General features: G+C 63.2%; 16 protein-coding genes and 2 pseudogenes. 10 read left to right on the top strand and 8 right to left on the bottom strand.

What is annotated here, in order from left to right; all coding sequences use genetic code 11:
- The 5 genes from SMA01S_RS04775 to SMA01S_RS04755 form a co-directional block, all read right to left on the bottom strand.
- On the bottom strand, positions 1-1,419 hold the full coding sequence (locus SMA01S_RS04775; protein WP_066817997.1) for an efflux transporter outer membrane subunit: 1,419 nt from the start codon (positions 1,417-1,419) through the stop codon (positions 1-3).
- Positions 1,412-2,578 (bottom strand): efflux RND transporter periplasmic adaptor subunit, encoded by a 1,167-nt coding sequence (locus SMA01S_RS04770; protein WP_066817994.1) that lies wholly within the window; start codon positions 2,576-2,578, stop codon positions 1,412-1,414. Before SMA01S_RS04770 ends, SMA01S_RS04775 begins: the two co-directional genes overlap by 8 nt.
- A complete protein-coding gene (locus SMA01S_RS04765) occupies positions 2,571-5,801 on the bottom strand; it encodes an efflux RND transporter permease subunit (protein ID WP_066817990.1) in 3,231 nt (1,076 codons plus the stop codon). The genes SMA01S_RS04770 and SMA01S_RS04765 overlap by 8 nt, the downstream gene beginning before the upstream one ends.
- Before the next feature lie 142 nt (positions 5,802-5,943).
- On the bottom strand, positions 5,944-7,284 hold the full coding sequence (locus tag SMA01S_RS04760) for a sensor histidine kinase (protein WP_066817987.1): 1,341 nt from the start codon (positions 7,282-7,284) through the stop codon (positions 5,944-5,946).
- Positions 7,274-7,948, bottom strand: coding sequence for a response regulator transcription factor (locus SMA01S_RS04755; protein ID WP_066817984.1), 675 nt, complete (start codon positions 7,946-7,948; stop codon positions 7,274-7,276). Before SMA01S_RS04755 ends, SMA01S_RS04760 begins: the two co-directional genes overlap by 11 nt.
- Before the next feature lie 188 nt (positions 7,949-8,136).
- Here SMA01S_RS04755 and SMA01S_RS04750 point away from each other — a divergent pair.
- Both SMA01S_RS04750 and SMA01S_RS04745 read left to right on the top strand, forming a co-directional pair.
- Positions 8,137-8,862: pseudogene (locus SMA01S_RS04750) on the top strand (magnesium chelatase domain-containing protein); the annotation flags it as partial.
- Positions 8,863-8,930: 68 nt separating this feature from the next.
- A complete protein-coding gene (locus SMA01S_RS04745; RefSeq protein ID WP_066817982.1) occupies positions 8,931-9,827 on the top strand; it encodes a hypothetical protein in 897 nt (298 codons plus the stop codon).
- Here SMA01S_RS04745 and SMA01S_RS04740 read toward each other — a convergent pair.
- Entirely contained in the window at positions 9,824-10,048 is a 225-nt protein-coding gene (locus tag SMA01S_RS04740; protein ID WP_218016836.1) for a DUF6471 domain-containing protein, read from the bottom strand. The genes SMA01S_RS04745 and SMA01S_RS04740 overlap by 4 nt on opposite strands.
- 101 nt (positions 10,049-10,149) lie before the next feature.
- Here SMA01S_RS04740 and SMA01S_RS04735 point away from each other — a divergent pair, with 101 nt between their 5' ends.
- Positions 10,150-11,112 (top strand): IS1595 family transposase, encoded by a 963-nt coding sequence (locus tag SMA01S_RS04735; protein ID WP_439654298.1) that lies wholly within the window; start codon positions 10,150-10,152, stop codon positions 11,110-11,112.
- 218 nt (positions 11,113-11,330) lie between these two features.
- The gene (locus SMA01S_RS04725; protein ID WP_084250073.1) at positions 11,331-12,113 is read left to right on the top strand and encodes a KilA-N domain-containing protein; all 783 of its coding nucleotides are present in this window, start codon (positions 11,331-11,333) and stop codon (positions 12,111-12,113) included.
- A gap of 115 nt (positions 12,114-12,228) precedes the next feature.
- Here the strand turns inward: SMA01S_RS04725 and SMA01S_RS04720 are convergent, their stop codons facing one another.
- Positions 12,229-12,663, bottom strand: coding sequence for a hypothetical protein (locus tag SMA01S_RS04720; RefSeq protein ID WP_066817966.1), 435 nt, complete (start codon positions 12,661-12,663; stop codon positions 12,229-12,231).
- Between the two features lie 65 nt (positions 12,664-12,728).
- Here SMA01S_RS04720 and SMA01S_RS04715 point away from each other — a divergent pair.
- The 6 genes and pseudogenes from SMA01S_RS04715 to SMA01S_RS04690 all read left to right on the top strand — a co-directional run.
- Positions 12,729-13,523: pseudogene (locus SMA01S_RS04715) on the top strand (YifB family Mg chelatase-like AAA ATPase); the annotation flags it as partial.
- A 204-nt stretch (positions 13,524-13,727) separates the two neighbouring features.
- Entirely contained in the window at positions 13,728-14,300 is a 573-nt protein-coding gene (locus tag SMA01S_RS04710) for a DUF805 domain-containing protein (protein ID WP_369405657.1), read from the top strand.
- A gap of 45 nt (positions 14,301-14,345) precedes the next feature.
- Positions 14,346-14,894 carry a DUF805 domain-containing protein gene (locus tag SMA01S_RS04705; protein ID WP_084250072.1) on the top strand — a complete coding sequence of 183 codons (549 nt, stop codon included), beginning with the start codon at positions 14,346-14,348 and terminating at the stop codon, positions 14,892-14,894.
- Between the two features lie 711 nt (positions 14,895-15,605).
- Positions 15,606-18,608, top strand: coding sequence for a TonB-dependent receptor (locus SMA01S_RS04700; protein WP_066817957.1), 3,003 nt, complete (start codon positions 15,606-15,608; stop codon positions 18,606-18,608).
- A gap of 62 nt (positions 18,609-18,670) precedes the next feature.
- Positions 18,671-20,221 (top strand): tryptophan halogenase family protein, encoded by a 1,551-nt coding sequence (locus SMA01S_RS04695; protein ID WP_066817954.1) that lies wholly within the window; start codon positions 18,671-18,673, stop codon positions 20,219-20,221.
- Positions 20,218-21,756: a tryptophan halogenase family protein gene (locus SMA01S_RS04690; RefSeq protein ID WP_066817948.1), complete on the top strand. Its 1,539-nt coding sequence runs from the start codon at positions 20,218-20,220 to the stop codon at positions 21,754-21,756. Before SMA01S_RS04695 ends, SMA01S_RS04690 begins: the two co-directional genes overlap by 4 nt.
- Before the next feature lie 250 nt (positions 21,757-22,006).
- On the opposite strand, the gene SMA01S_RS04685 is transcribed toward SMA01S_RS04690, so the two are convergent.
- A complete protein-coding gene (locus tag SMA01S_RS04685; protein WP_066817947.1) occupies positions 22,007-23,569 on the bottom strand; it encodes an aldehyde dehydrogenase (NADP(+)) in 1,563 nt (520 codons plus the stop codon).
- Positions 23,570-23,579: the final 10 nt, after the last annotated feature.

Raw genomic sequence — 23,579 nt, 5'->3', positions numbered from 1 at the left:
TCACAGCACCCCGCGGTCGGCCACCCAGCCGCCGCCGGTCGCCTCGATCAAGCGTACGCTTGCCTGCAATTCGCGCGTGCGCAGATCGAGCGCAGTGCGCTTGGTGCGGAGCGCCGTGGTCTGCGCGCTGACGACGTCAAGATAGTCCACCGCGCCGCCGACATAGCGATTCATCGAAATCTGTTCTGCCTGACCCGCCATTTTCACTGCCTGCGCCTCTGCGGTTGATTCGTCGCCAAGGTGATGGAGTTGCGAAAGACCGTCCTCCACGTCTTGGAACGCCGTCAGTACGTGCCGACGATACGCCGCCGTCGCCTGATCCCAGCGTGCCTTCGCCACGGCGACCTCCGCGTGGCGCCGCCCACCTTCGAACAAATTCAACACCGCACCCGGGCCAATCGACCAAAACAGATTGGGTGCGCCGAGCAGTCCGGCCAACCCGGTATTCTGAAACCCGCCGGCTGCGCCAAGGCCGATCGCCGGGAAAAAGGCAGCCTTCGCGACGCCGATTTGAGCATTCGCCTCGGCCATCCGGCGTTCGGCCGCAGCTACGTCGGGCCGCCTTTGCAGCAGTGTCGAGGACAGGCCTATTGGAACGGTCGGCAACGCGAACTCGACGTTTGCGGGTGCGATCGAAAAGCTCGACGCCGGCGTTCCGACGAGGCTCGCTATCGCGTGTTCGCATCGCGCGCGGGCCGCTTCGATGTCCGCGAGTTGCGCCTTCGCCTCTGCGAGTTGCGCCCCGGATCGGCCGATATCCAAGCCCGAGGCTATCCCGCCCTTGAAGCGCCGCTGCGTCATGTCGTCGGCCTTCTGATAGGTCTCGACGGTCGCGCTGAGCAGCGACGCCTGCGCATCGTAGCCGCGCAGCGCGATGTAACTCAGGGCCAGCTGAGATTCGAGACTGAGCCGGATCGCGGCAAGATCAGCAGCGCTGGCCTGCGCCGCGGCGCGCCCTGCGGCGATGTTGTTGCGGACTCGACCCCATAGGTCGAGTTCGAAAGAAAATTGGCCGCCCAGCGTGTCGGCCGGATAGAGGTCCGGCTGGTTGCTGCCCCGCAGCGGACGGTTATCCGATTGGCGGTTGGCGGTCGCCTCGCCTGACAAGCCGATGCTCGGGAACAGGCCAGCCCGGTCGACGCGCAGGTTGGCGCGTGCTTCGTCATAACGGGCAAGGGCCTCGGCCAGCGTAGGATTGTCGTGCTCGATCCTGGACTCCAGCCCATCGAGCTGGCGATCGCCGTACAACGCCCACCAATGCCCGACCGATGCCGGGTCGCCAGGGGTCGCGGCTACCCAAGGCACCGCTTCTTTGAACGCTGGTGGGGTTACCGTAACCGGGACGTGGTAATCGGGCGCCATCGAACAACCAGCGAGCGTGATCGCCGCCGTCAGCAGCAAGGCGAGCGGCTTACGCATGGCGTCCCTCTAACCGGACCAACTCGCCGTCGCTGATCGAATCGGGCGGATTATCGACCACGCGATCGCCAGCATGGAGTCCCGAGACGATTTCCACCGTTTGACCGAGGTCGCGACCGATGGTGACGTGGCGTAGCCGGACGTGTGCGCCGGCATCGACGAGCGCGACTTGCGTGCCCTGCGCGCGGAACACGAGCGCGCTCGACGGGATCTGCACGCCACCGCCCTGGATCGGAACGTCGAAGCGGACCTGCGCATAGCCGCCGGGTCGCAGCACCTCGCCGGGATTGTCGGCGACCAGTTGGACCTGAAAGGTGCCCGACTGTGTGTCGATCGCGCCGGAATCACCCACGACATGCGCGGGGAAGGTGCGGCCGGGATAATCGGGTACGGTCAGGGTCGCCGACAGCCCGTCGCGGATCGCTGACGAATAGGCTTGCGGGACACTGACGTAGATGCGGATGCGGCCGACATCGGCGACCGCGAACAACGGCTGCTGTGCTGTGGCGCCAGGACCGACAAGGTCGCCGATATCGGCGGCGCGGGTCGTTACCACACCGGCAAAGGGGGCACGCAGAGTCGCGAAGCTCTTGAGGGCGAGCAATCGGCCGAGATTGGCCTTGGCCGCGTCGACCAAGGCTGTCTTTGCAGCGAGGCTACCGTTCTTTTCGTCGGCTTCCTGCTGCGAAACGGAATTGGTGGAGAGCAGATCATTCCAGCGCGCGGCGGTGCTGCGCGCCAGCCGCTGATCGGCAACCGCGCTGGCGAGCGCCGCGCGCGCCTGGTCGATTTGCTGGTCGAGCTCGGGCGTGTCGATCAGACCAAGCGGCGTGCCCGCGCCGACGTGCGCGCCGATATCGCGGTACCAGGCCTTCACATAGCCGCCGACCCGCGCGTAGAGTTTGGCCGCATTCCACGCCTCCATTGTGGCGGGCAGCGCGAGCGGAGCGGACGCCGCGTCGTGCGTAACGCCGACCAGATGCACAGCCGGGATCGATCGTGCGTCGGACCAGCGCTGCGCGATCGCCGTGTCGCCCATCCGTCCGGTCACGCCCATCGCGACGGTACCGACGGCGATTACCGTGGCGACGATCCCCGCAATCTTGAGTCCCTTGGGGCCCCGGGGGGCAGGCTCCTCGACTTGCTCCTCGCTAGGCATAAGCCAGATCTCCATCGTATTCAGGGGTTGGTTCGGGGCTGTCGGCGGTGCGCCCATCGCGACGATGGGCGATGCTGAACACCACGGGGACGAACACCAACGTGGCGATCGTCGCGCAGATCAGGCCGCCGATCACCGCGCGGCCGAGTGGGGCATTTTGTTCGCCACCTTCGCCAAGACCTAGGGCCATCGGGGCCATGCCGATGATCATCGCGAGCGCGGTCATCAGTACCGGACGGAAACGAGTCGCGCCGGCTTCCGCCGCGGCTTTGAGCGCGTCGCCCGTCGCCGCCAGCCTTTCGCGGGCGAAGCTGACCACCAACACGCTGTTCGCGGTGCCGACGCCCATGCACATGATCGCACCGGTCAGCGCGGGCACCGAGAGCGGCGTATGGGTCGCGAACAACATCCACACGATCCCGGCGAGCGCCGCAGGCAGTGCGGAGATGATGACGACCGGATCGATCCACGATTGGAAATTGACGACGACGAGGAGGTAGATGAGCAGGATTGCGCCGGCGAGACCGAACAGCAGGCCGGCAAAGGCGGTGTTCATCGTCTCGACCTGGCCGCGCAGTGCGACGCTCGCGCCGTGTGGTCGCTGCGCCTTCAACTGGTCGAGGACTTTCTGGATGTCGGTAGCGACCGCGCCGAGATCGCGGCCCTGGGTCGTGGCATAGACGTCATAGACCGGCTGTACCGCATAATGCGACACCACCGCCGCGCTCGGTTCGCGGGTCATCTTGCCCAATCCCCCGAGGATCTGGAACTGCCCGGGCTGCGATCCGGTGATCGGCAGATTGTCGACGTCGGATAGCGAGTCGACGCGATATTGCGGTGCCTGTACGACGATCGGGTACGAGACGCCGTTCTTCGGGTTGAGCCAAAAGGCGGGCGCGACCTGGAAGCTGCCGGCGAGGTTGACCGAGAGGCTCCGTGTCACGTCGTTCTCGGTGATGCCGACCCGGTCGGCGCGGGTGCGGTCGATGTCGAAGCCGAGTTCCGGATAGTCGTTCGCCTGCTGCAGGCGGACGTCGGCGATCCCCGCGATATGGCGCAGCTTCGATACCAACAGATGGGCATAAGCTTCGCTTGCCTTGGTATCGGGGCCGGCGATCTGGACATCGATCGGGGCAGGGGCGCCGAAGTTCAGGATCTGGCTGATGATGTCGGCAGGCAGGAAGGAGAAGGTCGAGCCCGCGAAATCATTGGGCAAGGTCGAGCGCAGCGCCTTCACATAGTCGGCGGTCGGTCGATGGTCCTTGGTCAGGGTGACCAGGATATCGCCATCCTGCGGCCCGACGCCGCCGGTGTTGGAATAGGCCCGGTTTATACCGCTGACCGGCAGGCCGATATTGTCGACGATCGATGCGAGCTGGTCAGGCGGAACGATCTGGCGGATGCGCTCCTCGATCCGGTCGAACAACGCCGCCGTTTCCTCGATCCGGGTACCAACCGGGGCTCGCACGTGCAGGCTCATCTGACCGGTATCGACCGAGGGAAAGAAATTGCGGCCCAGTAACGGGATCAGCGCGAACGACATCAGCACGACCAGCAGGAAAGCGGGCACGAAAAGCCGGCGCCTGGCCAGGGCGAAATCCAGTACCGACACGTAATAGCCGCGCACCGCCTCGAACCGCCGCTCGAACCCATGCTGGAATTTGCGCAACGGGTTGCGCGTGCCCGGCCGGCCGGCCTTGGCGTCGTGGCTCTTCATCACGTCGGCGGTGTGCGGGCCGCCATGCTGGCGCAGCAGGAAATTGCCCATGGTCGGTACCAGGGTGCGCGAGAGAACGAAGGAAGCGATCATCGCGAACACCACGGCCTCGGCCATCGGGGCGAACAGGTACCCCGCGATGCCCGGCAGGAAGAACATTGGGAGGAAGGCGATGCAGATGCACAGTAGCGAGACGAAGGCTGGGCGAACGATCTGCTCGGCGCCGTCGAGGATCGCCTCGCGGACCGACTTGCCCTGTTCGAGGTGCCAGTTGATGTTCTCGATCGTCACCGTCGCGTCATCGACCAGGATACCGACCGCCAGCGCCAGGCCGCCCAGCGTCATGATGTTGAGTGTCTCTCCTGCAGCGGCCAAGGCGGCCACCGCAGCAAGGATCGCGAGCGGGATCGAGGCGGCGATGATCACCGTCGAGCGCCACGAGCCGAGGAACAGAAGGATCATCAGCGAGGTCAGCACCGCCGCGATTCCACCTTCGCGGACCACCCCGGAAATCGCCGACTTCACGAACAGCGACTGGTCGGACAGCGGGTCGACCTTCAGCGAGGCGGGCAATGTCTCCTTGAGCTTCGGGAGCAGCGCCTTGACCTGGTCGACGATCGCGATGGTGGATGCCGAGCCGCTCTTGAGCACGGTCATCAGCACCGCCCGCGCGCCATTGACCCGCACGATGTTGCGCTGCGGCGGCGACCCGTCGTGGACATGGGCGACGTCGCGCATATAGACGGTGGCGCCATCGATGGTCTTGATCGGCAGGTCGTTTAGCTGGTCGACCACTTCCGGGCTGTTGTTCAATCGCACGTTATATTCGAACTGGCCGATCTTGGTCGTGCCGGCGGGGACGATCTGGTTTTGCGCCGCGAGCGCAAGGCCGACATCGGCGGCCGACAGGTGGCGCGCCTGCAAAGCGGCCGGGTCGAGGTCGACCTGTATCTGCCGTTCCTTGCCGCCATAGGGAGACGGAATGGCCGCGCCTTGGACCGAGGCGAGTGCCGGCCGGATGAAGTTCTGTCCGAGATCGAAAATCTTCTGTTCGGACAACGATCCGGAAGAAAGCGCCAGTTGCAGGATCGGCACCGTCGACGCGTTGTAGTTGAGAATGAGTGGTGGCGTCATCCCAGGAGGCATCTGTTTAAGGACGGTCTGGGAAACCGAGGTGACCTGTGCGGTCGCGGTGCGAATGTCGACGCCGGGACGGAAGTAGATCTTCACGATCCCGATGCCCGCCAGCGACTGGCTCTCGATGTGGTCGATGTCGTTGACCGTCGTCGATAGCTGACGCTCGTAATAATAGACCACGCGGCCCGCCATCTCCTCGGGCGGCAAGCCGCGATAGGTCCAAACGGCGGCGATCACCGGAATCTTGATGTCGGGAAAGACGTCGGTGGCGGTGCGCAAAGCCGCGAGACCGCCCGCGATCACGATGAGGATGGCCAGGACGACGAACGTATAGGGCTTGCTGAGGGCGAGCTTGACGAGTTGGAGCATCGGCGGTCCCGGGCTTCTGAACACGATCGCGGAGTCGGCGCAGTCTAATGCTGCGCCGCACCAATCGAACGGCGGTCCGTTTCCTCCGCTTTGCAGCGCGATGCGAGTGAAATGAATTTAATGTTGTGCCGCAGTGCAGCAGCTACATTCGGATGCGCGCGAGCAATCCCGGGGCGGCATCAGCCAGGTCCAGACTGAAGCCATGGACGTGCATGATCGCGCTCACCACGCTGAGACCAAGGCCCGAGCCGGGCACAGACGCCGCATCCGGCAAGCGATGAAAGCGGCGCATGACCGCTTCGCGATCCATGACGGCGATACCGCGACCGTCGTCGGCCACTTCGATGGCAACGCCGCCGTCTGCGCTTACCGCGCGCAACTCGACCCGCGTCCTGGCGAATTTGATCGCGTTGTCGACCAGATTGCTCACAGCCTCGAACAGCAGCTCGCGGTCGGCATGAACCGTGAGCTCGAGCGGAGCCCGTACCTCCAACGCAATTCGGCCGTGATCCGCCAGTGGGCCGTAGAGCTCCGCGATCTCCTCGATGAGCGAGCCGATATCGACCTCACCGAGCCCCGAGCGCCGGGCGCTGGCTTCGAGTTCCGAAATGCGCAGCAACGCCGAGAATCGCGCGAGCAGATCGTCAAGGTCTTCGGTGGCTTCGGCCAGCACTTCCTGCCGTTCGTCCGTCGGCAGTGGCTGGGTAGTCAGTTGGTGGAGGCGGGCGCGTACCCGGGTCAAGGGCGTGCGCAGATCGTGGGCAATGGCGTCGGTTGCCGATTTAACTTGGGCGATAACCCGGGCGACCTCTTCGATCATGTGGTTGAGCGTGGTGGCGAACTGATCGAGCTCATCGTTGCGCCCGGCAACCGGCATTCGCGTCTCCAGATTGCCGGCGGCGATCGCCTGGCTCGCGCGCTGGAGGTCACGCACTCGCCTGAGCGGCCCGATGCTGATCAGAACCGCTACGGCGAGCATGCCGATCAGGCTTGCGATACCGCTGCTGATCAAAATCTCCATGATCCGCCGACGCAGATCGTAGATCTGGCTGATGTCGCGACCCAGCAGGACAATCTCGCGGCGCGGCGTACGCACGGCGAGAATGCGCAGCGGGCCATGCGTCCCCGGACGGGCGGCGACGTTGAAGGGTCGGTCGACGGCGGCAACTCCAGGGAGGCTGATATTCCCGACGACCAGACCGCCACTTTTGTCGATCAGCGCGAAATAGCTGAATCCCTGCGCGTCGTTGGCGATTTCCGACTGGATTCTGGCGGGTAGTCGATCGCTCGGGGTGGCTACGAGGCTGCGGGCCTTTTCGTAGAGAATATGATCGTTTCGCGCGGTTAGCTCGCGCGCCGTCAATACATAGATGAGCCCGAGCATGACCATCACGCCGGTCAGGAAGAGCACGCCGAGCAACAGCGTCAGGCGGAAGCTGCTGGTGGATCGGACGTCGCGGAAACGCAGCCGCTCAGACAGCATCGAGCCTGTAGCCTTCGCCCTTCAAGGTCGAGATCGCGGATGGCCGGCCGGGCCGATCGAGCTTCTTGCGCAATCGCGCGATATGGACGTTGATCAGGTTGGCGCCCGGATCGAAATGATAGCGCCACACCTGCTCGAAGATGACGCGACGACTGACCGGCTTGCCCAGGTTTCGCGCGAGAAATTCGAGCAGCCGGAACTCCATGTGAAGCAGGCGGACGGGTTCGCCCTCGACCGTGACCGATCGACGGATCAAGTCGATCTCGATCGCGCCTGCCCGCAGAATGGCATTTTCCGACGCGGCGGCGCGGCGCAGCAGGGCTTCGATGCGCATCACCATCTCATCGGGAGCGAATGGCTTGGTCAGATAGTCGTCGCCGCCCGCGCGCAGGCCCGCGATCCGCTCGTCGACGTCGCTCAGCGCCGAGATCATCAGGACCGGCGTCAAGATGCCGCTGTCGCGCAGTCGCTCCACGACCGCCAGCCCGTCCAGCGTCGGCAACATGCGGTCGAGCGTGATAGCATCGAATGGCTTCGCCATCGCCAGTTCGACGGCTTCTGCGCCATCGCGAACGGTCGTCGATTCGTGGCCATTACCGCCAAGCTCTCGCACGATCGCCTCCGCCGTGACGGCGTCATCTTCCACGACGAGGATACGGGCCATGGCGCGCAACGTATAACGCAATCCGGCCGAGGCAAGGTGCAAAGGCTGGTGAGGGGGGGGCTCTATGGGCCACTTCATGCCCGACCCAAAAAGGGGGGCGATGTCGTTCGCGTGAAGATTGCGCCAGAACGGTTGAATATGGAGGCGCGTCCCGGGCTTATTTGTCTAAGCAGGATCCGGGAGCATCAATGACCACCATCGTTTCGACCGTCGCCTATCTCGGACTGGAAGCCCGCGCGGTCGAAGTGCAGGTGCAGCTGATCGCCGGGCTGCCCAATTTCATCGTCGTCGGCCTGGCCGACAAAGCGGTGGCGGAAAGTCGCGAGCGCGTGCGCGGCGCGATCGCGGCGATGGGGCTGTCGCTGCCGCCCAAGCGCATCGTCGTGAACCTGTCGCCCGCCGATCTGCCCAAGGAAGGGACGCATTTCGACTTGCCGATCGCGCTTGGTCTGCTCGGCGCGATGGGCGTGGTCGATGCCGAGACGCTGAGCGAATTGGTGGTCGTGGGCGAACTGGCGCTGAACGGGCGAATCGCCGCTTCCCCGGGCGTGCTGCTCGCCGCGCTCCATGCCTCGAGCGAAGGGAAGGGGCTGGTCTGCCCGGCGGCGCAGGGCGCGGAGGCGGCCTGGGCGGGGTCGATCGACGTCATCGCCGCCCCCGACCTGATTGGGTTGCTCAATCACCTCAAGGGTAATCAGCTGATCGGCCCGCCCCGACCGGGCGAAGCGGAGGAGCCGGGGATCGGCCCCGACCTCAGGCAAGTGAAGGGTCAGGAAACCGCCAAGCGCGCGCTCGAAATCGCCGCCGCCGGCGCGCACAATCTGCTGATGATCGGCCCGCCCGGCGCGGGCAAATCGCTAATGGCCTCATGCCTGCCGGGCATTCTGCCGCCGCTCGACGCCGGAGAGGCGCTCGGCATTATGTAGCAAATGCACCAAGGCGATGACACTGACCCCATCTAGCGAGGGCGATTGCATCGGAAATGGTTACATTGCTGCTTTTGCCGTTCCTAAAAAGGAACGAAGAGCGCTATGAAAGTTACATGGGGAACAAGAAACGACCAGTCGCACTGGTGCTCGCCGCGCTGTACGCGGTTTGGCAAGTTTTCGTCCAACCTGTCTGGAATCTCAATATCGAGAGACTGGCGGAGAAAGAAAAGATCGACACCACGCTGTCGAATTGGGATCGTCTGATGGATACCCTGTGGGCCATCGGGGCGTATGTCCCAAAGTCATTCCCGCTTGGGTTCGTGGTAGGCGCGCTCATCTTCGCCTATTGGGACGCCATCATTGCGGCCGTCCGAAAATACATATTACGCAAGCCGGATGCGCCCATCGAAGGCGGGAGCCCACTGCGGGCATGGCTTGGGCGAATGGTGCCATTCTTCGAAGAGGACGACAGTATCTTATTGATGCTGTGGGTCATCAACTTAGGCACCGTCCCATTCCGCTTCGGGGTAGTTAGCGGAGATATAAAGTTCACATATGTGGCCGGAGACAGCACGCGCCGATACGTCAAACTCAGCGTTCTTTTGAAAGAGAGTTGCACAACCGGATCGCCGTTAGAACCGGGATATTACGGCCCTCTCTGGCTTCATGTGCCGATCCCAAAGGGCCTTCGTCGCGAATTGCCCGACACCTTTGGATGGACGCCATATCCGTCTCTATCCTTCGAAAATCTCGACATACAATTGGTTTCAGAGGATGGCCTGCACAGTAAATCCCTCGAACTATGGGACAGCATGCGATTGAGCGCGGGGGAAAACGTAATCAGATATGACGAAACGATGAAGCTATTCAAATCAGATGAAGAGCGAAAAGATGTTGCCGAAGGCTTGGCCAAAGCCGCAGCGTTGCTGAAAAAAATTGCGAAGGACTAGTCTAGTTTAAGCGACGTTACTCCGATTGCTTCTAGGCATTGGATCAAGAATACCGCTGTGAATTTGCCCCGGCTGATCTTGTTCCTGATATTGGGCTCGGAGTCCATCACGCCAATGTCTGCCAGCTTTCCGACCAGATCGGCGTAGGTCATTCCCTTGCGGGCAAGCTCGGCCTTCAACAGCCGCTTGACCTTATCCTCCCACTCCTTCTCGCGAACCAAGTGCGGCGCTCCTATGATGTGATTTGTCATCATATACGATACGATTGCCGTTGACAACAGTATGCAATGTCATCATATAGAGTGCATAAGCACTGGAAACGATGACAATGCAACATTTCCTCCTCTCTGCCGCCGCCCGCTCACTCAGCCTCAAGGCTGTTTTCCAGATGGGCGAGGACAAGGCTTATGAGACGTTCTGCCAGCTTCGTTGGCCGGAGAACGATGGGGAGGCCGTTTGCCCGCGTTGCGGCTGTGTCGAGACGTACAACATCACGTCGCGCCGTCGCTTCAAGTGCGTTGCCTGCCATCACCAATTCAGCGTCACCAGCGGCACGATCTTCGCCAGCCGCAAGCTCAGCTACACGGATCTACTCGCCGCGATCGTCATCTTCGTGAACGGCGCTAAGGGCGTTTCCGCCCTCCAGGTCGCGCGTGATCTGGACGTGCAATACAAGACCGCCTTCGTTCTCTCGCACAAGCTGCGTGAGGCGATGGCACTAGAGGATGCTGGCCAGACCCTTGGCGGCGTCGTGGAAGTCGATGGCGCCTATTTCGGCGGCTACGTGAAGCCTGCCAACGTCAAAGATAACCGCGTCGATCGCCGCACCAAGGCGGTGCAGTCGGGCAAGCGCCAGTCGGTCGTGGTCGTCCGCGAGCGCGACGGCGACATGCTCACCTTTGTTGGCAAGAGCGAAGCGGATGGCGTGGAGATCGTCGCCACTGTCGTTGAGGCGGGCGCCGTGGTTCATGCCGACGAAGCCAGCCATTGGGATGCTCTGCACGCCCGCTACGAAACGCTCCGCATCAATCACAGCGAAGCCTATTCGCTCAACGGTGCCTGCACCAACATGGCGGAAAGCTTCTTCTCTCGCCTCCGTCGCGCCGAGATCGGCACGCACCACCATATCTCAGGTCCGTACCTCTACGCCTACGCTGGCGAGATGGCGTGGCGTGAGGACAACCGCCGTGTGTCGAACGGGACGCAGGCTCACATGGTCGGCGAAGCCGCGATGGCGTCGGGTGTGTCGCGGAAGTGGGCGGGATATTGGCAGCGCGGCGCCTGAGGGGGCGTTCTACCGATGTTCACCATTTGTTAATCTCTGGGGCTTGCGTCGGAACATCGAGTCGCCGTACAACGAAAAACCCGCCGGTGGTCTAGACCGGCGGGTTTTCGTCAACCACCAGCACGGAGGCTAGCGGCACTTGATTTGTAAAGCGATCTCTGGGGTAAAAACCCGGAGCCGTCAAGGGTTCCGTGCATGGCACATAAGGAACTCTTTATATGGCTCTAATCAACCAACCAAGCGGGCTCATCCTTCGCGGTAAGCCGATTCGCGAGGATGGCGAAGGCCGTCTTTGTCTGGATGATATCTTCGACTTGTCCGGCGCGAAGGAATCCAAGGCGCCGAAGCACTGGCGCGGCAATCGAGCTTCGCGCGAACTCCAAGCCGAACTCCAGAAAAAGGTAACCGCCGGTTACCTTAAAGACGGCAAGCCAAACTCTCCGGTGATCCATGCGGGACGCGGACGTGGTGTAATGGGGACATACGCGCATCCGATCCTTGCTGCCGCCTATGCTGGCTACCTAAGCCCGAAACTCGAAATAGAGGTCCGCGAGATATGGCTTCGGTTTAGGGCGGGTGATGCAACGCTAGCAGACGAGATTCTGCAGCGGGCATCCGTAGAAGCAAACCACTGGGCCGGGGTGCGAGCCTTGGCTCGCTCCAATCGCAATGGCTATACCGATGTTCTAAAGGAACACGGCGTAGTCGAAAAAGGCTATATGGCATGCACCGAGGCAGTTTATCAGGCGCTACTCGGCGGGAAGTCTTACGAACTACGCGCGCGGCGCGGCTTACCCGACAAGACAAACCTTCGCGACCACATGAACGTTGACGAACTGTCATACGTGATGGCAGCGGAAGCGTTAAGCGCAGAGCGAATTGAAGAAGAAGATCGCCAAGGCAACGCCGACTGCGTTGCCGCAAGTAGGTTAGGGGCATCGGCGATCCGAAGCGCCATCGAAGCCGATCGGCGCAACCGGCAAAAACGATTAATGGGATAATGCGCCAATCCGGACGCAACCGCTTGATCTCGCGAAGCGCTTGCGCATAATCAGTACGTCGAGAGCATGCTCCTGCGTCCGGTCGCACCCCTCCCGTGGCCGGACGCGGTTGCAGCTACCGCGCAATCTCCCAAAGCTGCCAAAACCCCGCCTCGCCCTCTGTAGAGCGCGCGTGCCCCAATTCCCGCTGACGGCGTAGGGCGCAGGCAACGCGCCGCGTCATGGCGTTGAGCGCCGCTGTGGTGGCCTGTAGCCCGCGCTCCACCACCATGCGCTCTGCGATCTCCCGCGTCGTCATAGGCGCTCTGGCGGTTCGCAGGATCGACAGAACAACCCGCGTCATCTCCCCGCGCTTCGACCAGTCGGCGGGCGGGCGGAACACCTTGGACTTGATCGCCTCTACCGCCATCTCTGGCGCGAGAATGTGAAGCGTGGCGTCTATATGCTCCAGGTCTTTGGCAAGCTGGCCAAGGGTGACGTGAAGGCGCTCTATCTCGCCCGCGATCTCGGCTCGCTTCTTGACGAGGCCCTCTACCATGTAATCCGTCATACGGTGACATTACGCACTACGGACGATTACATCTATCTATCTGCTGGTGCATTTGCTACATAATGCCGGAGGCGCTCGAAGTGTCGATGGTCCAGTCGGTCGCCGGGACGCTTGACGGCGGGCGGATCACGCGGGCCAGGCCCTATCGCGCGCCGCATCATTCGGCGTCGATGGCGGCGTTGGTCGGCGGCGGCCTCAAGGTGCGGCCTGGCGAAGTCAGCATGGCGCATCTCGGCGTGCTGTTTCTCGACGAGCTTCCCGAATTCCAGCGCGGCGTGCTCGATTCGCTACGCCAGCCGCTCGAGACCGGGACGGTCAGCGTCGCCCGCGCCAATGCGCATGTGACCTTTCCGGCGCGCGTGCAGCTCATCGCGGCGATGAACCCGTGTCGCTGCGGTCATCTCGGCGATGCGTCGCTCGCCTGTGCCCGCGCCCCCAGATGCGCCGCCGATTATCAGGCCAAGGTGTCGGGGCCACTGCTCGATCGCATCGACCTGCACGTCGAGGTGCAATCGGTCAGCGCCGCCGATCTCGTTCTGCCTCCGCCGGCCGAAGGATCGGCGGAGGTCGCGCGGCGCGTGATGGCGGCGCGGCAAGTCCAGGCACGGCGTTATGCCGACGACACTGCCCGCACCAATGCCGAGGCCGATGGCGATCTGCTCGAAGCGGTGGCGACGCCCGACGACGCCGGGCGCGCCTTGCTGGCCCAGGCCTCCGAAGTGATGCGGCTGTCGGCGCGAGGCTATACGCGCGTGCTCAGGGTGGCGCGGACGATCGCCGATCTGGCCGGTGCGGCGGACGTCGGGCGGGTCCATGTCGCCGAAGCGCTGAGCTATCGCCGTCGGGTACCGTCCAGCTAAGGGACTGCGCCAAGGGGATTTGGTTGTATTCCCCCCGCAAAGCCGTCAGGCTGCCCCTGCGACTCGGGGGAGCATCTCGATGACGGGATGGAAGGCGCCGGATTTGGCGCTGCATATCTGCCGCATTTCAGGACCTGCTGCGGTCGACGGGCGCCCGTCGGTGACGTTCACCGGCGAGGATATCGCAGCATCGGCTTGGCCGGCGTGCATTCCCGCGAGACGATAGCAAACAGGAGACGTTCGATGGAATGGATGTTGATGCCGTTGAAGCGCTATGCGGACTTCCAGGGGCGATCGCGCCGGATGGAATTCTGGATGTGGATTCTGTTCACGCTCATCGTCGGGCTCGTTCTGGGATTCATTGATGGCATTCTGGGCTTTCGGCTGGGGCCGAGTTCGTCATCGTCATTCTCCTCCGGAGGAGTCACCGGCTTTTCGACGTTCTCGAGCATAGGCATTCTTGGGCTGTTATGGTCGCTGGCGACGCTGGTGCCCAATATCGCGGTCGCGATGCGCCGCCTTCACGACACCGATCGGACGGGTTGGTGGCTGCTGTTGCCGGTAATTCCCTACGTTATCGGTCTGGTCATCATGCTGGGCGCTGCCGCCGGCCAGAATCTCGGCCTGATCGCCGTTGGCGGGATCTTCTCGCTCATCGGACTGGTGGGCGCGATCGTGTTGCTGGTCTTTTATTGCCTGCCGGGTACGCCTGGCCCGAACCGCTTTGGACCGGATCCCTTGGGCAGCACCGGCGATCTGGCGCAAACCTTTCGGTAAGCGCTCTGCTGGGACAAGACTAAAACAGAACGAAGGGGAAAATCCATGGATTGGATGTTGTTGCCGCTGAAGCGCTACGCCGAATTTTCCGGCCGGTCGCGGCGGCAGGAATTCTGGATGTTCATGTTGCTGCTTCTCATCATCTGGATGGTCGCCTTTTTCGGGATCATGGTGATGGGCGCCGGCGCGCTGAGCATGGCGGGAGCGAATGCGGACGGTTCGCCGCGCGTCGCCGGAATGATGGGCATGTTCGCCTCGATGGGCATCATCGCGGTGGTTCTGGGCATCGTCTGGCTGGCTTTGCTGATCCCGACGCTAGCGGTGCAAATTCGTCGTCTGCACGACACCGATCGCTCGGGCTGGTGGATCATGATCTATTGGGGGCCGGCCATCCTCAGCTGGATCGTCAATTTCGCCGGCGCGGCCAACCAGAATACCAGCTTGATAATGCTGGGCGGCCTGTGTTCGTTGCTGACGCTGATTGCTTCGATCGTTCTGCTTGTCTTCTGGTGCCTGCCCGGTACCAGCGGCCCGAACCGCTTCGGGCCCGACCCCATGGGCGGCGTCGGCAACTTGTCGCAGACCTTCCAATAAGTAGGCGCGGCGGCTTGTTCGGACGAAATCGCACGTCCGGGCAAGCCGCCGGTCGGCCGGGGCGGGTCTTGCCGCCCGAGAAAACGCAGCACACCGTAGTCGATCAGGACGTCGGTCGCACGGCGCTCCTCGCCGCACGGTTGCGATCCTTCCAATTTTCCAAGGTTGCGCGCGACGTGGCTTAAGATCACCTGGTCCATGATCTGCCCAGGGCGAAACCCTGCGCTGTGCCAACGTGACGATGCGTTTGCTTGCACCCAGAAGGCCCTGATCGAATCGGCTTGAGTCATCGCGATTTCGTGGCGTGCATCGCGATCGTTCAGCGAAATTGGCCAGTGGGAAGCTGGCCAATCATGTCGGGTTGCAGCCGTCATTTCTGCGCGGTGCGACCTGCGAATTGCACGAGCTATTTTCACCACCCGGGACGCCGGACCGGCCCGCGATGCTTTGAATGCGCCAGGTCCGCAAGGAATAGATTCAAACCAAATCAATGGCCCAAGGGAACAGGTATAACCTGGCATCCGCCTGGGAATTGGTTTTGGTAACGCTCCCTTTTTCGTTGACTTGTCTGACATAATATGGTCCCAAAGACGCCGAGATCGGCCAATCGGTGCGCGGGAAAGCGCAGCGGCCAGGCTGACGGAAGCACAGAATCGGCGTCGCAGGAGTGCGAATCGTCCCATTCGGCGGAACCCAAATGGAGGGGAATTGATGAAGCGCAACCCGATCATTTTCACCGGCGCGTCGGCCATGGCAATCGCGGTGGTGGGCCTATCCGTGCCCGCATTTGCGCAGGATGCGAAGCCGGCGGCGGATGCTCCTAGCGCGCAAGACGGCGGCGACGCGGCCAAGGGCGATGGCAAGGACATCGTCGTAACCGGTCGCCGGGCGGCGTTGCAGGCTGCCGACGAGCGCAAGCGCCGGAGCGAGACCATCATCGACTCGGTCGTCGCCGATGACGCCGGCAAACTGCCGGACAACTCGATCACCGAAGTGCTGCAGCGCGTGTCGGGTGTCACCATCGTGCGCTTCGGTGCGCTGAACGACCCCGATCACTATTCGGTCGAGGGAACGGGCATCCAGGTGCGCGGTCTGACCGGTGTCGCCTCGCGGCTCAATGGGCGCGAGATCTTCAGCGCGAACAACGGGCGCTCGCTGCAGTTCGGGGATGTCACCCCGGAGATGATGGCGGCGGTCGACGTGTACAAGGCATCGACCGCGGACCTGATCGAGGGCGGCACCGGCGGCCAGATCGACCTGCGCACCAAAGTGCCGTTCGATTATAAGGACGATCGCTTTCACGTCGCCGCAACCGGCGACCTCAGCATGGGCGATCTCGCGCGCAAGGGCGATCTGTCGGGATCGATCCTGGTCACCAAGCGCTGGTCGACCCCGATCGGCGAGATCGGCATCCTTGGCGACGTCGCATATAGTCGCCTTAGCTCGACCTCGGACTTTTTCCGGGTGGAGCCCTATTACCGTCAGCACATCTCGGGCGCCGATTATTATATTCCGGGTGGCTATACTTACGGCGAGGAGCAGTTCCAGCGTACCCGCACCGGCATCTATGGGGCTGTGCAGTGGGCGCCGTCCGATTCGCTGACCTTCACCGGCACCTTCTTCCAGTCGCGCTACAAGAACCGGTCGGGCGACTGGGGGGCATTCGTATCGTCGCAGTCGATGGCCGTCGATCCGACGAACAGCAAGTTCGACAGCAACAACATGCTGATCTCGACGCCGGAGCTGTTCAATCGCGATCAATCGAGCTTCCTGCCCACTGGTTCAACGACGAGCGGCGGCAACAAGGGCGCCTATGCCAGCAGGACGACGACCAAGGATTATTCGCTGAGCTTCGACTGGTCGCCGACGAATAGCCCATTGTCGATCAAGGGCGCCCTCCAGCGCGTCGATTCGGCACAGCTTTCCGATCGCATGGACGTGTTCCGTGACGTTGCGTTTCCGGGTGGGTTCGGGTTCGACCTGAGCGGCGACCTGCCGCTCGTCACCATGCCCGCGGGCTCGCAGGCGAAATTCAACGATCCAGCCAATTACTTCTGGGCAGCATCTATGCCGCACCAGGAGGACAATAGCGGGCGGCTCGATTCGGCGAGCCTCGATCTCGAATACAAGTTCGAGGACAGCTTCTTCAAATCGATCAAGATCGGGGGGCGTGCGGCCAAGCGGACCGAGCGCGACTATAATAACGGCTACAATTGGGCGGCGCTGGGCCGCGGTTGGAACGGCGATCCGCAGCTGACCTATGCCAACGCCGCTCCGGGCGACGTCGAGCTCCACGTCTTCAAGAATTTCTTCCACGGCCAAGCGGCACTACCGGGGAACCTGATGTTCCCGACCGACGAGCTCGTCCGCCGCTTCAATCGCGCGCAGCTAACCGCCTCGCCGCCCGCGGGCTTTTGCGGTGCCCCCGGCAGCGATCTCTACAACAACTGCTCGGCATCCGGTCCGCTGCCGCAGACCGGCTATGGGGGCGCCGGGGGCATCCGGCCGATCGGTTTCGTGCTGCCGTTCGATCGGGTCGATAACGAGACCAAGACCTACGCCGGCTATGCGCTCGCGCGGTTCGGGTCCGAAGGCCTTGGCCTTTCCGGCAACGTCGGCGTGCGTGTCGTCCACATCGAGAACGAAGGCAGCGGCTTCGTTCAGCAGAACGGCGCGACCTTCGTCCGGAACGGCCAGCTGCAGACGCTCGTAAATATGGGGGTTCCGCGTGGCGGCAAGGCTTCCTTCACGCGCGTCCTGCCGTCGATCAATTTCGACTATGCGCTGGCCCCGAACGCCAAGATCCGCTTCGGATACAACATCACCATGGACTTGCCGACGTTCAATGCCTTGCGCGCGTCAGGCTCGACCGGCGCGGCGACGATCGGCGGTGCTAATCCCGGTGATCCGAACATCTTCACCAATTTTACCGCCGACACGGGCAATCCGCTCCTCAAGCCGACCATGTCGAACAATTTCGACCTGTCGTTGGAATATTATCCCCGCCCCGGCACCTCCTTCCACCTGGCGCCATTCTATAAGCGTTTAACCAACCTGCCGGTCTATTCGCTGACGCAGCGAAATGTGACGTTCGTCTTCCAGGACGGGACCACTGAAACCGCACTGGCGGCGGCGACCGACTATATCAATTCGCCCAAGGCCGCGACGGTCAAGGGCTTCGAGATCGGCGGACGCATCTTCTTCGACAAGCTGCCGGGCGTCCTCAGCGGGCTTGGCTTCGAAGGCAATTACACCTTCGTCGACAGCAAGAATCCGGGAGACCTGTATCGCGACATCAACGGCGGGATTCACAACAACGCTCCGCTGGTTGGATTGTCCAGGCATAACTTCAACGCGGTGCTGCTGTACGAGCGCAAGGCGGTCTCGTTCCGCGTCGCCTATTCTTGGCGGTCACGTTATCTGCAATCGACCAACAGCAACGGCACCAACCCGACTTACAATTACTTTTCCGCGCCGGGCGTCTCCACGCCCGTTCAGATCGCGCTGCCGATCTATGGCGCCAATTACGGCCAGTTGGAAGCTGGTGCCAGGTTCAAGGTCACCGAGAACTTCTCCTTCTCGATCCAGGGCACCAACCTGACCAACTCGATGCAGCGCACCTTGATGGGCGGGTATCCCGGCGACAAGCTGTACGGGCGTAGCTGGTTCCAGACCGATCGGCGCATCAGCACCGGGATCAACCTCGCATTCTGATGTGTCGCCTTCGGCCGCCGGGTTGCATAACCTGGCGGCCGAAACGATCGGGCGGACGGGACATGATGAAGCGGGTGATCATCGTCGGCGGCGGTACCGCCGGCTGGCTGAGCGCGGGGTACCTCGCCAAAAGGCTGGGCGCCGATTTGCCGGGCGCGGTTGCGATCACGCTCGTTGAATCGAAGGAGATCGGCATTCTCGGCGTGGGGGAGGGCACCTTCCCGACGATCCGAAAGACATTGGCGACGATCGGCGTCGACGAGGCCGAGATGATCCGCCGGTGCGGCGCGACGTTCAAACAAGGGGCAAAATTCGCCCATTGGCGGCACGCTCCCGGCACCGGTCGGCACGATCACTATCTCCATTCGTTCCAGAGCACCGAGGATCGCGAGGGGCTCGATCTGTTGCCTTATTGGCTGCTGGGCCTGGCAGGCGACGAGAATTGGGACGAGGTCAACACACCGCAGAAAAAGGCCGCGGATGCCCGCCGCGCGCCCAAGTTGCCGACCCATCCGGACTATGTCGCGCCGCTCAACTATGCCTTCCATTTCGATGCGGTAACGCTCGCGCAATTGCTGCGAGACCAGGGCATCGCCAATGGTGTCACCCATCTGATCGACACGGTCGAAGAGGTGTTGACGGGCGAGCAAGGCATTGCGGGCGTCCGCACCGCCGCCAATGGCGTACTGACCGCTGATCTCTATATCGATTGCACCGGCTTTCGTGCCGAACTGATCGGCAAGGCGTTGGGCAGCCCCTATCGATCGTGCCGGGACGTACTGTTCTGCGATACCGCGCTGGCGATCCAGGTGCCCTATGCGACCGAAGACGCGCCGATCGCTTCCTATACCATCTCGACCGCGCAGGAAGCGGGATGGATTTGGGACATCGGGCTCGACCGGCGCCGTGGCATCGGGCACGTTTATTCCTCGTCGCATACCGACGATGCCCGCGCCGAGGCGGTGCTGCGCGACTATGTCGGTCCAGCCGGCGAGCGGCTAGAGACGCGCAAGATTCGCTTCGAGGGCGGCTACCGCGAAATTAATTGGGTGAAAAACTGCGTCGCGATCGGGCTGTCGAGCGGGTTCTTCGAGCCGCTCGAGGCAACCGGCATCGTCTTTGCGGAAGTCGCCGCGGCGATGGTCGCCAATCTGTTTCCCTGGGGCGGCGATTTCGAAACTTCGGCGCGCCAGTTCAACCATATCATGCGTCGCCGCTACGAGCGTGCGCTCGATTTCATCAAGTTGCATTATTCGATCAGCCAGCGCCGGGACAGTGATTTCTGGCGGGACAATGTCGACCCTTCGACGAGCCGGGACTCGCTGCACGAACTGCTCGATCGCTGGCGTTTTCGTCCCCCGACTGAGATCGATATCGACGCCAACGTCGACATCTTCGCCGAGCCGAGCTGGCAATATGTCCTGTACGGCATGGGCTGGAAGACCGATCTGTCGGCCAAGGCCGGCGCTTATCGCTATCATGACGACGCGCGCGCCGCCTTTGCCGAAGTGCAGCGGCAGGCCGATTATGCGATCCGGACGTTGCCGAGCAACCGCGAACTCGTGCGATATGCGCAGACCGCCGGGTTCGGACCGCAGGGGAAGCGAGCATGACCGGCGGGCGCGGCGAAGGGCCGATCAAGCGCGTCGTCATTGTCGGCGGTGGTACCGCCGGCTGGATGACCGCGGCGGCGTTGGCGCGGCTGACGGCCGCCGGCGTCGCGGTGACTCTGATCGAGTCCGATGAGATCGGCACGGTCGGAGTCGGCGAGGCGACGATTCCCACACTGCACGACTTCAATCGCTTGCTCGGCATCGACGAAGACGATTTCGTTCGCGCGACGCAGGCAACCTTCAAGCTCGGCATCGAGTTCGTCGGCTGGGGCCGGCCGGACGATCGCTACATCCATCCGTTCGGGCGGCTTGGCCGCGATGCGGTGGGGATCAAGTTCCACAACATCTGGCTACGCCAGACGCGCACTGCCGCTTCGGCACGCGAGGCGGGCAGGATCGGCGATTACAGCATTGCCGTGCAGGCGGCGCTGCGCGGCCGCTTCACGCGGCCGGCGGGCGATCCCGCGTCAGTCCTGGCGTCGCTGGGTTACGCCTTCCATTTCGACGCCGGGCTTTACGCCCATTATCTTCGCGGGCTGGCCGAGCGGAGTGGCGTGACGCGGATCGAGGGGCGGATCGAAAAGGTCGATCTCGAGCCGGAGAACGGCTTCGTCACGGGCGTGGTGCTCGCCGATGGGCGACGGATCGAGGGCGAGTTGTTCATCGATTGCTCCGGCTTCCGCTCGCTCATCTTGGGCAACGCGCTCGACGTGAAATTCGAGAGTTGGCAGCATTGGCTTCCGTGCGATCGCGCGATCGCCGCGCCCTGCGCCAACCCTGAGCCTCCGGTCCCCTATACCCGGGCAACCGCTGACGCGGCGGGCTGGCGCTGGCGCATTCCGCTCCAACACCGAATGGGCAATGGCTATGTCTATTCGAGCGCCCATCTTGAGGATGACGCGGCCGAGGCGCGGCTGCGCGCCACGCTCGAAGGCCAGTTGGCCGCGGACCCACGCCGGCTGCGTTTCACGGCCGGGCGGCGCGAGACACTCTGGGTCAAGAATTGCGTCGCGATCGGGCTGTCGGCGGGGTTCCTCGAACCACTCGAATCGACCAGCATCCATCTGATCCAATCAGGTATCGCCCGGCTGCTCGCCTTGTTCCCCGACCGGAGTTTCGCGCAGCACGAGATCGACGAGTATAACCGCACGTTGCGCCTGGAATATGAACAAGTGCGCGATTTCGTCATCCTTCATTACCATGCCACCCAGCGCGACGACACGCCGCTCTGGCGAAATTGCCGGACGATGTCCGTGCCCGACAGTCTGGCCGAAAAACTCGAATTATGGCGCGGCAATGCGCGCGTTTTTCGGCGGCAGGACGATTTGTTTACCGAAGACAGTTGGGTTGCCGTGCTGCTCGGCCAGAACGAGATGCCGCGCGGCCAGGATCCGCTGGCCGATGCGTTGCCCAGCGATGAATCCCGCGATTTTCTGGCCCATCTGCGCGACGTGATCGCCAGGACTGCCGCCGCGATGCCGACCCAGGCCGAGTTCATCGCCCGACATTGCCAGGCTCCGCCACTTGCGGCGTGACGGACCACAAGGAGGCGATCGCGATGCCTTATAGGGCTACCAGCGGACTCGCCTGCCACGGATAGGGCATTTCGGTCGCCATGTACCGCCTCGACTTTTTCGGGCGCGCCGGCCCCAATCGGTCGCCGTCGGGGCGAGCTCCCAGGTCATCGTAATACCGGGCGCGACCCTTGCGGCCGTCGGCAGCCGCGCCGCCATGCTTCGTGCGCCGCCCGTGGTGCGAAACTAGAGGAGGGAACGGGAGATGCGCTCAGCCCGGCTCGCCGTCGACAAGGCGGGGCAGCGCCAGCGGGTTGTCGTGTTTGACCGGCTTGGGCAGCAGCGCGTCGGGCAAATCCTGATAGCAAACCGGTCTCAGGAAACGTTCGATCGCCGCGGTGCCCACCGACGTGGTGCGCGAGTCCGACGTCGCGGGAAAAGGACCGCCATGAACCATCGCGGGTGACACCTCGACCCCGGTCGGCCAACCATTGGCCAGGATTCGGCCCGCCTTTCGTTCGAGCAGCGGCATGAGCGCGGCCGCATCCGACAGATCGGAATCGTCGATCTGCAATGTGATCGTCAGCTGGCCCTCGATCCGCTCGATCACCATCCGAAGTTCGGCCATGTCGCGACAACGTACGATCAGCGAGGCGGCACCGAACACTTCGTGCGACAAGACGGGATCGGCAAGGAAGCTGGCCGCATCGGTCCGCAGCAGCGCGGCGCGACCGCGATTGCAGCCCTCGCTGGCGACGCCCTGGGCCAGTTGCTCCACTGCGTCATGGCTCGACAGTGCGGTGACGCCGCGCTCGTACGCCGCATGGATGCCGCCGCTGAGCATGGTTTGCGAGGGTGTTCCGGCAAGCGCTTCGGCAGCGGCAGTGGTGAACTGCTCGAGATCGGCGCCGTCGATTCCCAGTACGAGGCCGGGATTGGTGCAGAATTGTCCGGCGCCGAGCGTCAGCGAACCGACATAAGCGGCGCCGAGTGCGGCTGCCCGCGCCGCCAGCGCACCTGGAAATAGAAGAACCGGATTGACGCTCGACATCTCGGCGAACACAGGAATTGGCTCGGGCCGGTGTTGCGCGATTTCGAGCAATGCCAGACCGCCGGCGCGCGAGCCGGTGAAACCCACCGCCTTGATATGAGGATCGGCGGCCAGTGCCGCACCGAGATCGGTGCCGGGACCCTGTAGCAACGCGAACACGCCTTGGGGCAAGCCCTGCGCGTCGAGCGCGGCATGGATCGCCCTGGCGACCAAAGCCGACGTGCCCGGATGCGCCGGATGCCCTTTCACCACCACCGGGCACCCTGCTGCGAGTGCCGAGGCGGTGTCCCCGCCGGCAACCGAAAAGGCGAGCGGGAAGTTCGAGGCGCCAAAAACCGCGACGGGGCCGAGCGCGATGCGGCGCTGGCGTAAATCGGCGCGGGGCAGGGGTACGCGATCGGGTTGCGCGGAATCGATTGTCACGCCGGCCCAGCGACCCTGACGCAACAGCCGCGCGAAAAGGCGTAATTGTCCTGTGGTCCGGGCACGCTCGCCTTCCAGCCGCGCACGGGGCAATCCGCTTTCGCTCATCGCGCGCAGAATCAGCGGGTCGCCAAGCGCTTCGATTTCGGTCGCGATCGCCTCGAGCAGCGATGCCCGGGCATCGGGGTCGAGCTCACGGAACAGGTCGAATGCCGCGTCCGCCCGCCGGCACGTGTCCGCCACCGTCGCCGCATCGGCGATGGGGAAGGCCGGTTCGATCGCCTCACCCAGCGACGGGTCGATGGCGCGAAAAGCGGAATCGCGTGCGGATTGCGTTTCTGTCGGCAAGATCTCGGACAACCTCTCGTCT

The sequence above is a fragment of the Sphingomonas mali NBRC 15500 genome (genome assembly GCF_001598415.1).
Classification (GTDB): Bacteria; Pseudomonadota; Alphaproteobacteria; order Sphingomonadales; family Sphingomonadaceae; genus Sphingomonas; species Sphingomonas mali.
Note: the sequence above shows the minus strand (reverse complement) of the source record. Positions and strands in the feature narration are given on the sequence as shown.

Coding starts and splice junctions, on each gene's coding strand:
- SMA01S_RS04695 (WP_066817954.1), top strand. CDS start 18,671: ATGATGAAGCGGGTGATCATCGTCGGCGGCGGTACCGCCGGCTGGCTG.
- SMA01S_RS04720 (WP_066817966.1), bottom strand. CDS start 12,663: ATGACGGATTACATGGTAGAGGGCCTCGTCAAGAAGCGAGCCGAGATC.
- SMA01S_RS04760 (WP_066817987.1), bottom strand. CDS start 7,284: ATGCTGTCTGAGCGGCTGCGTTTCCGCGACGTCCGATCCACCAGCAGC.
- SMA01S_RS04725 (WP_084250073.1), top strand. CDS start 11,331: ATGGCTCTAATCAACCAACCAAGCGGGCTCATCCTTCGCGGTAAGCCG.
- SMA01S_RS04755 (WP_066817984.1), bottom strand. CDS start 7,948: ATGGCCCGTATCCTCGTCGTGGAAGATGACGCCGTCACGGCGGAGGCG.
- SMA01S_RS04765 (WP_066817990.1), bottom strand. CDS start 5,801: ATGCTCCAACTCGTCAAGCTCGCCCTCAGCAAGCCCTATACGTTCGTC.
- SMA01S_RS04705 (WP_084250072.1), top strand. CDS start 14,346: ATGGATTGGATGTTGTTGCCGCTGAAGCGCTACGCCGAATTTTCCGGC.
- SMA01S_RS04770 (WP_066817994.1), bottom strand. CDS start 2,578: ATGCCTAGCGAGGAGCAAGTCGAGGAGCCTGCCCCCCGGGGCCCCAAG.
- SMA01S_RS04735 (WP_439654298.1), top strand. CDS start 10,150: ATGACAATGCAACATTTCCTCCTCTCTGCCGCCGCCCGCTCACTCAGC.
- SMA01S_RS04745 (WP_066817982.1), top strand. CDS start 8,931: ATGGTTACATTGCTGCTTTTGCCGTTCCTAAAAAGGAACGAAGAGCGC.
- SMA01S_RS04775 (WP_066817997.1), bottom strand. CDS start 1,419: ATGCGTAAGCCGCTCGCCTTGCTGCTGACGGCGGCGATCACGCTCGCT.
- SMA01S_RS04700 (WP_066817957.1), top strand. CDS start 15,606: ATGAAGCGCAACCCGATCATTTTCACCGGCGCGTCGGCCATGGCAATC.
- SMA01S_RS04690 (WP_066817948.1), top strand. CDS start 20,218: ATGACCGGCGGGCGCGGCGAAGGGCCGATCAAGCGCGTCGTCATTGTC.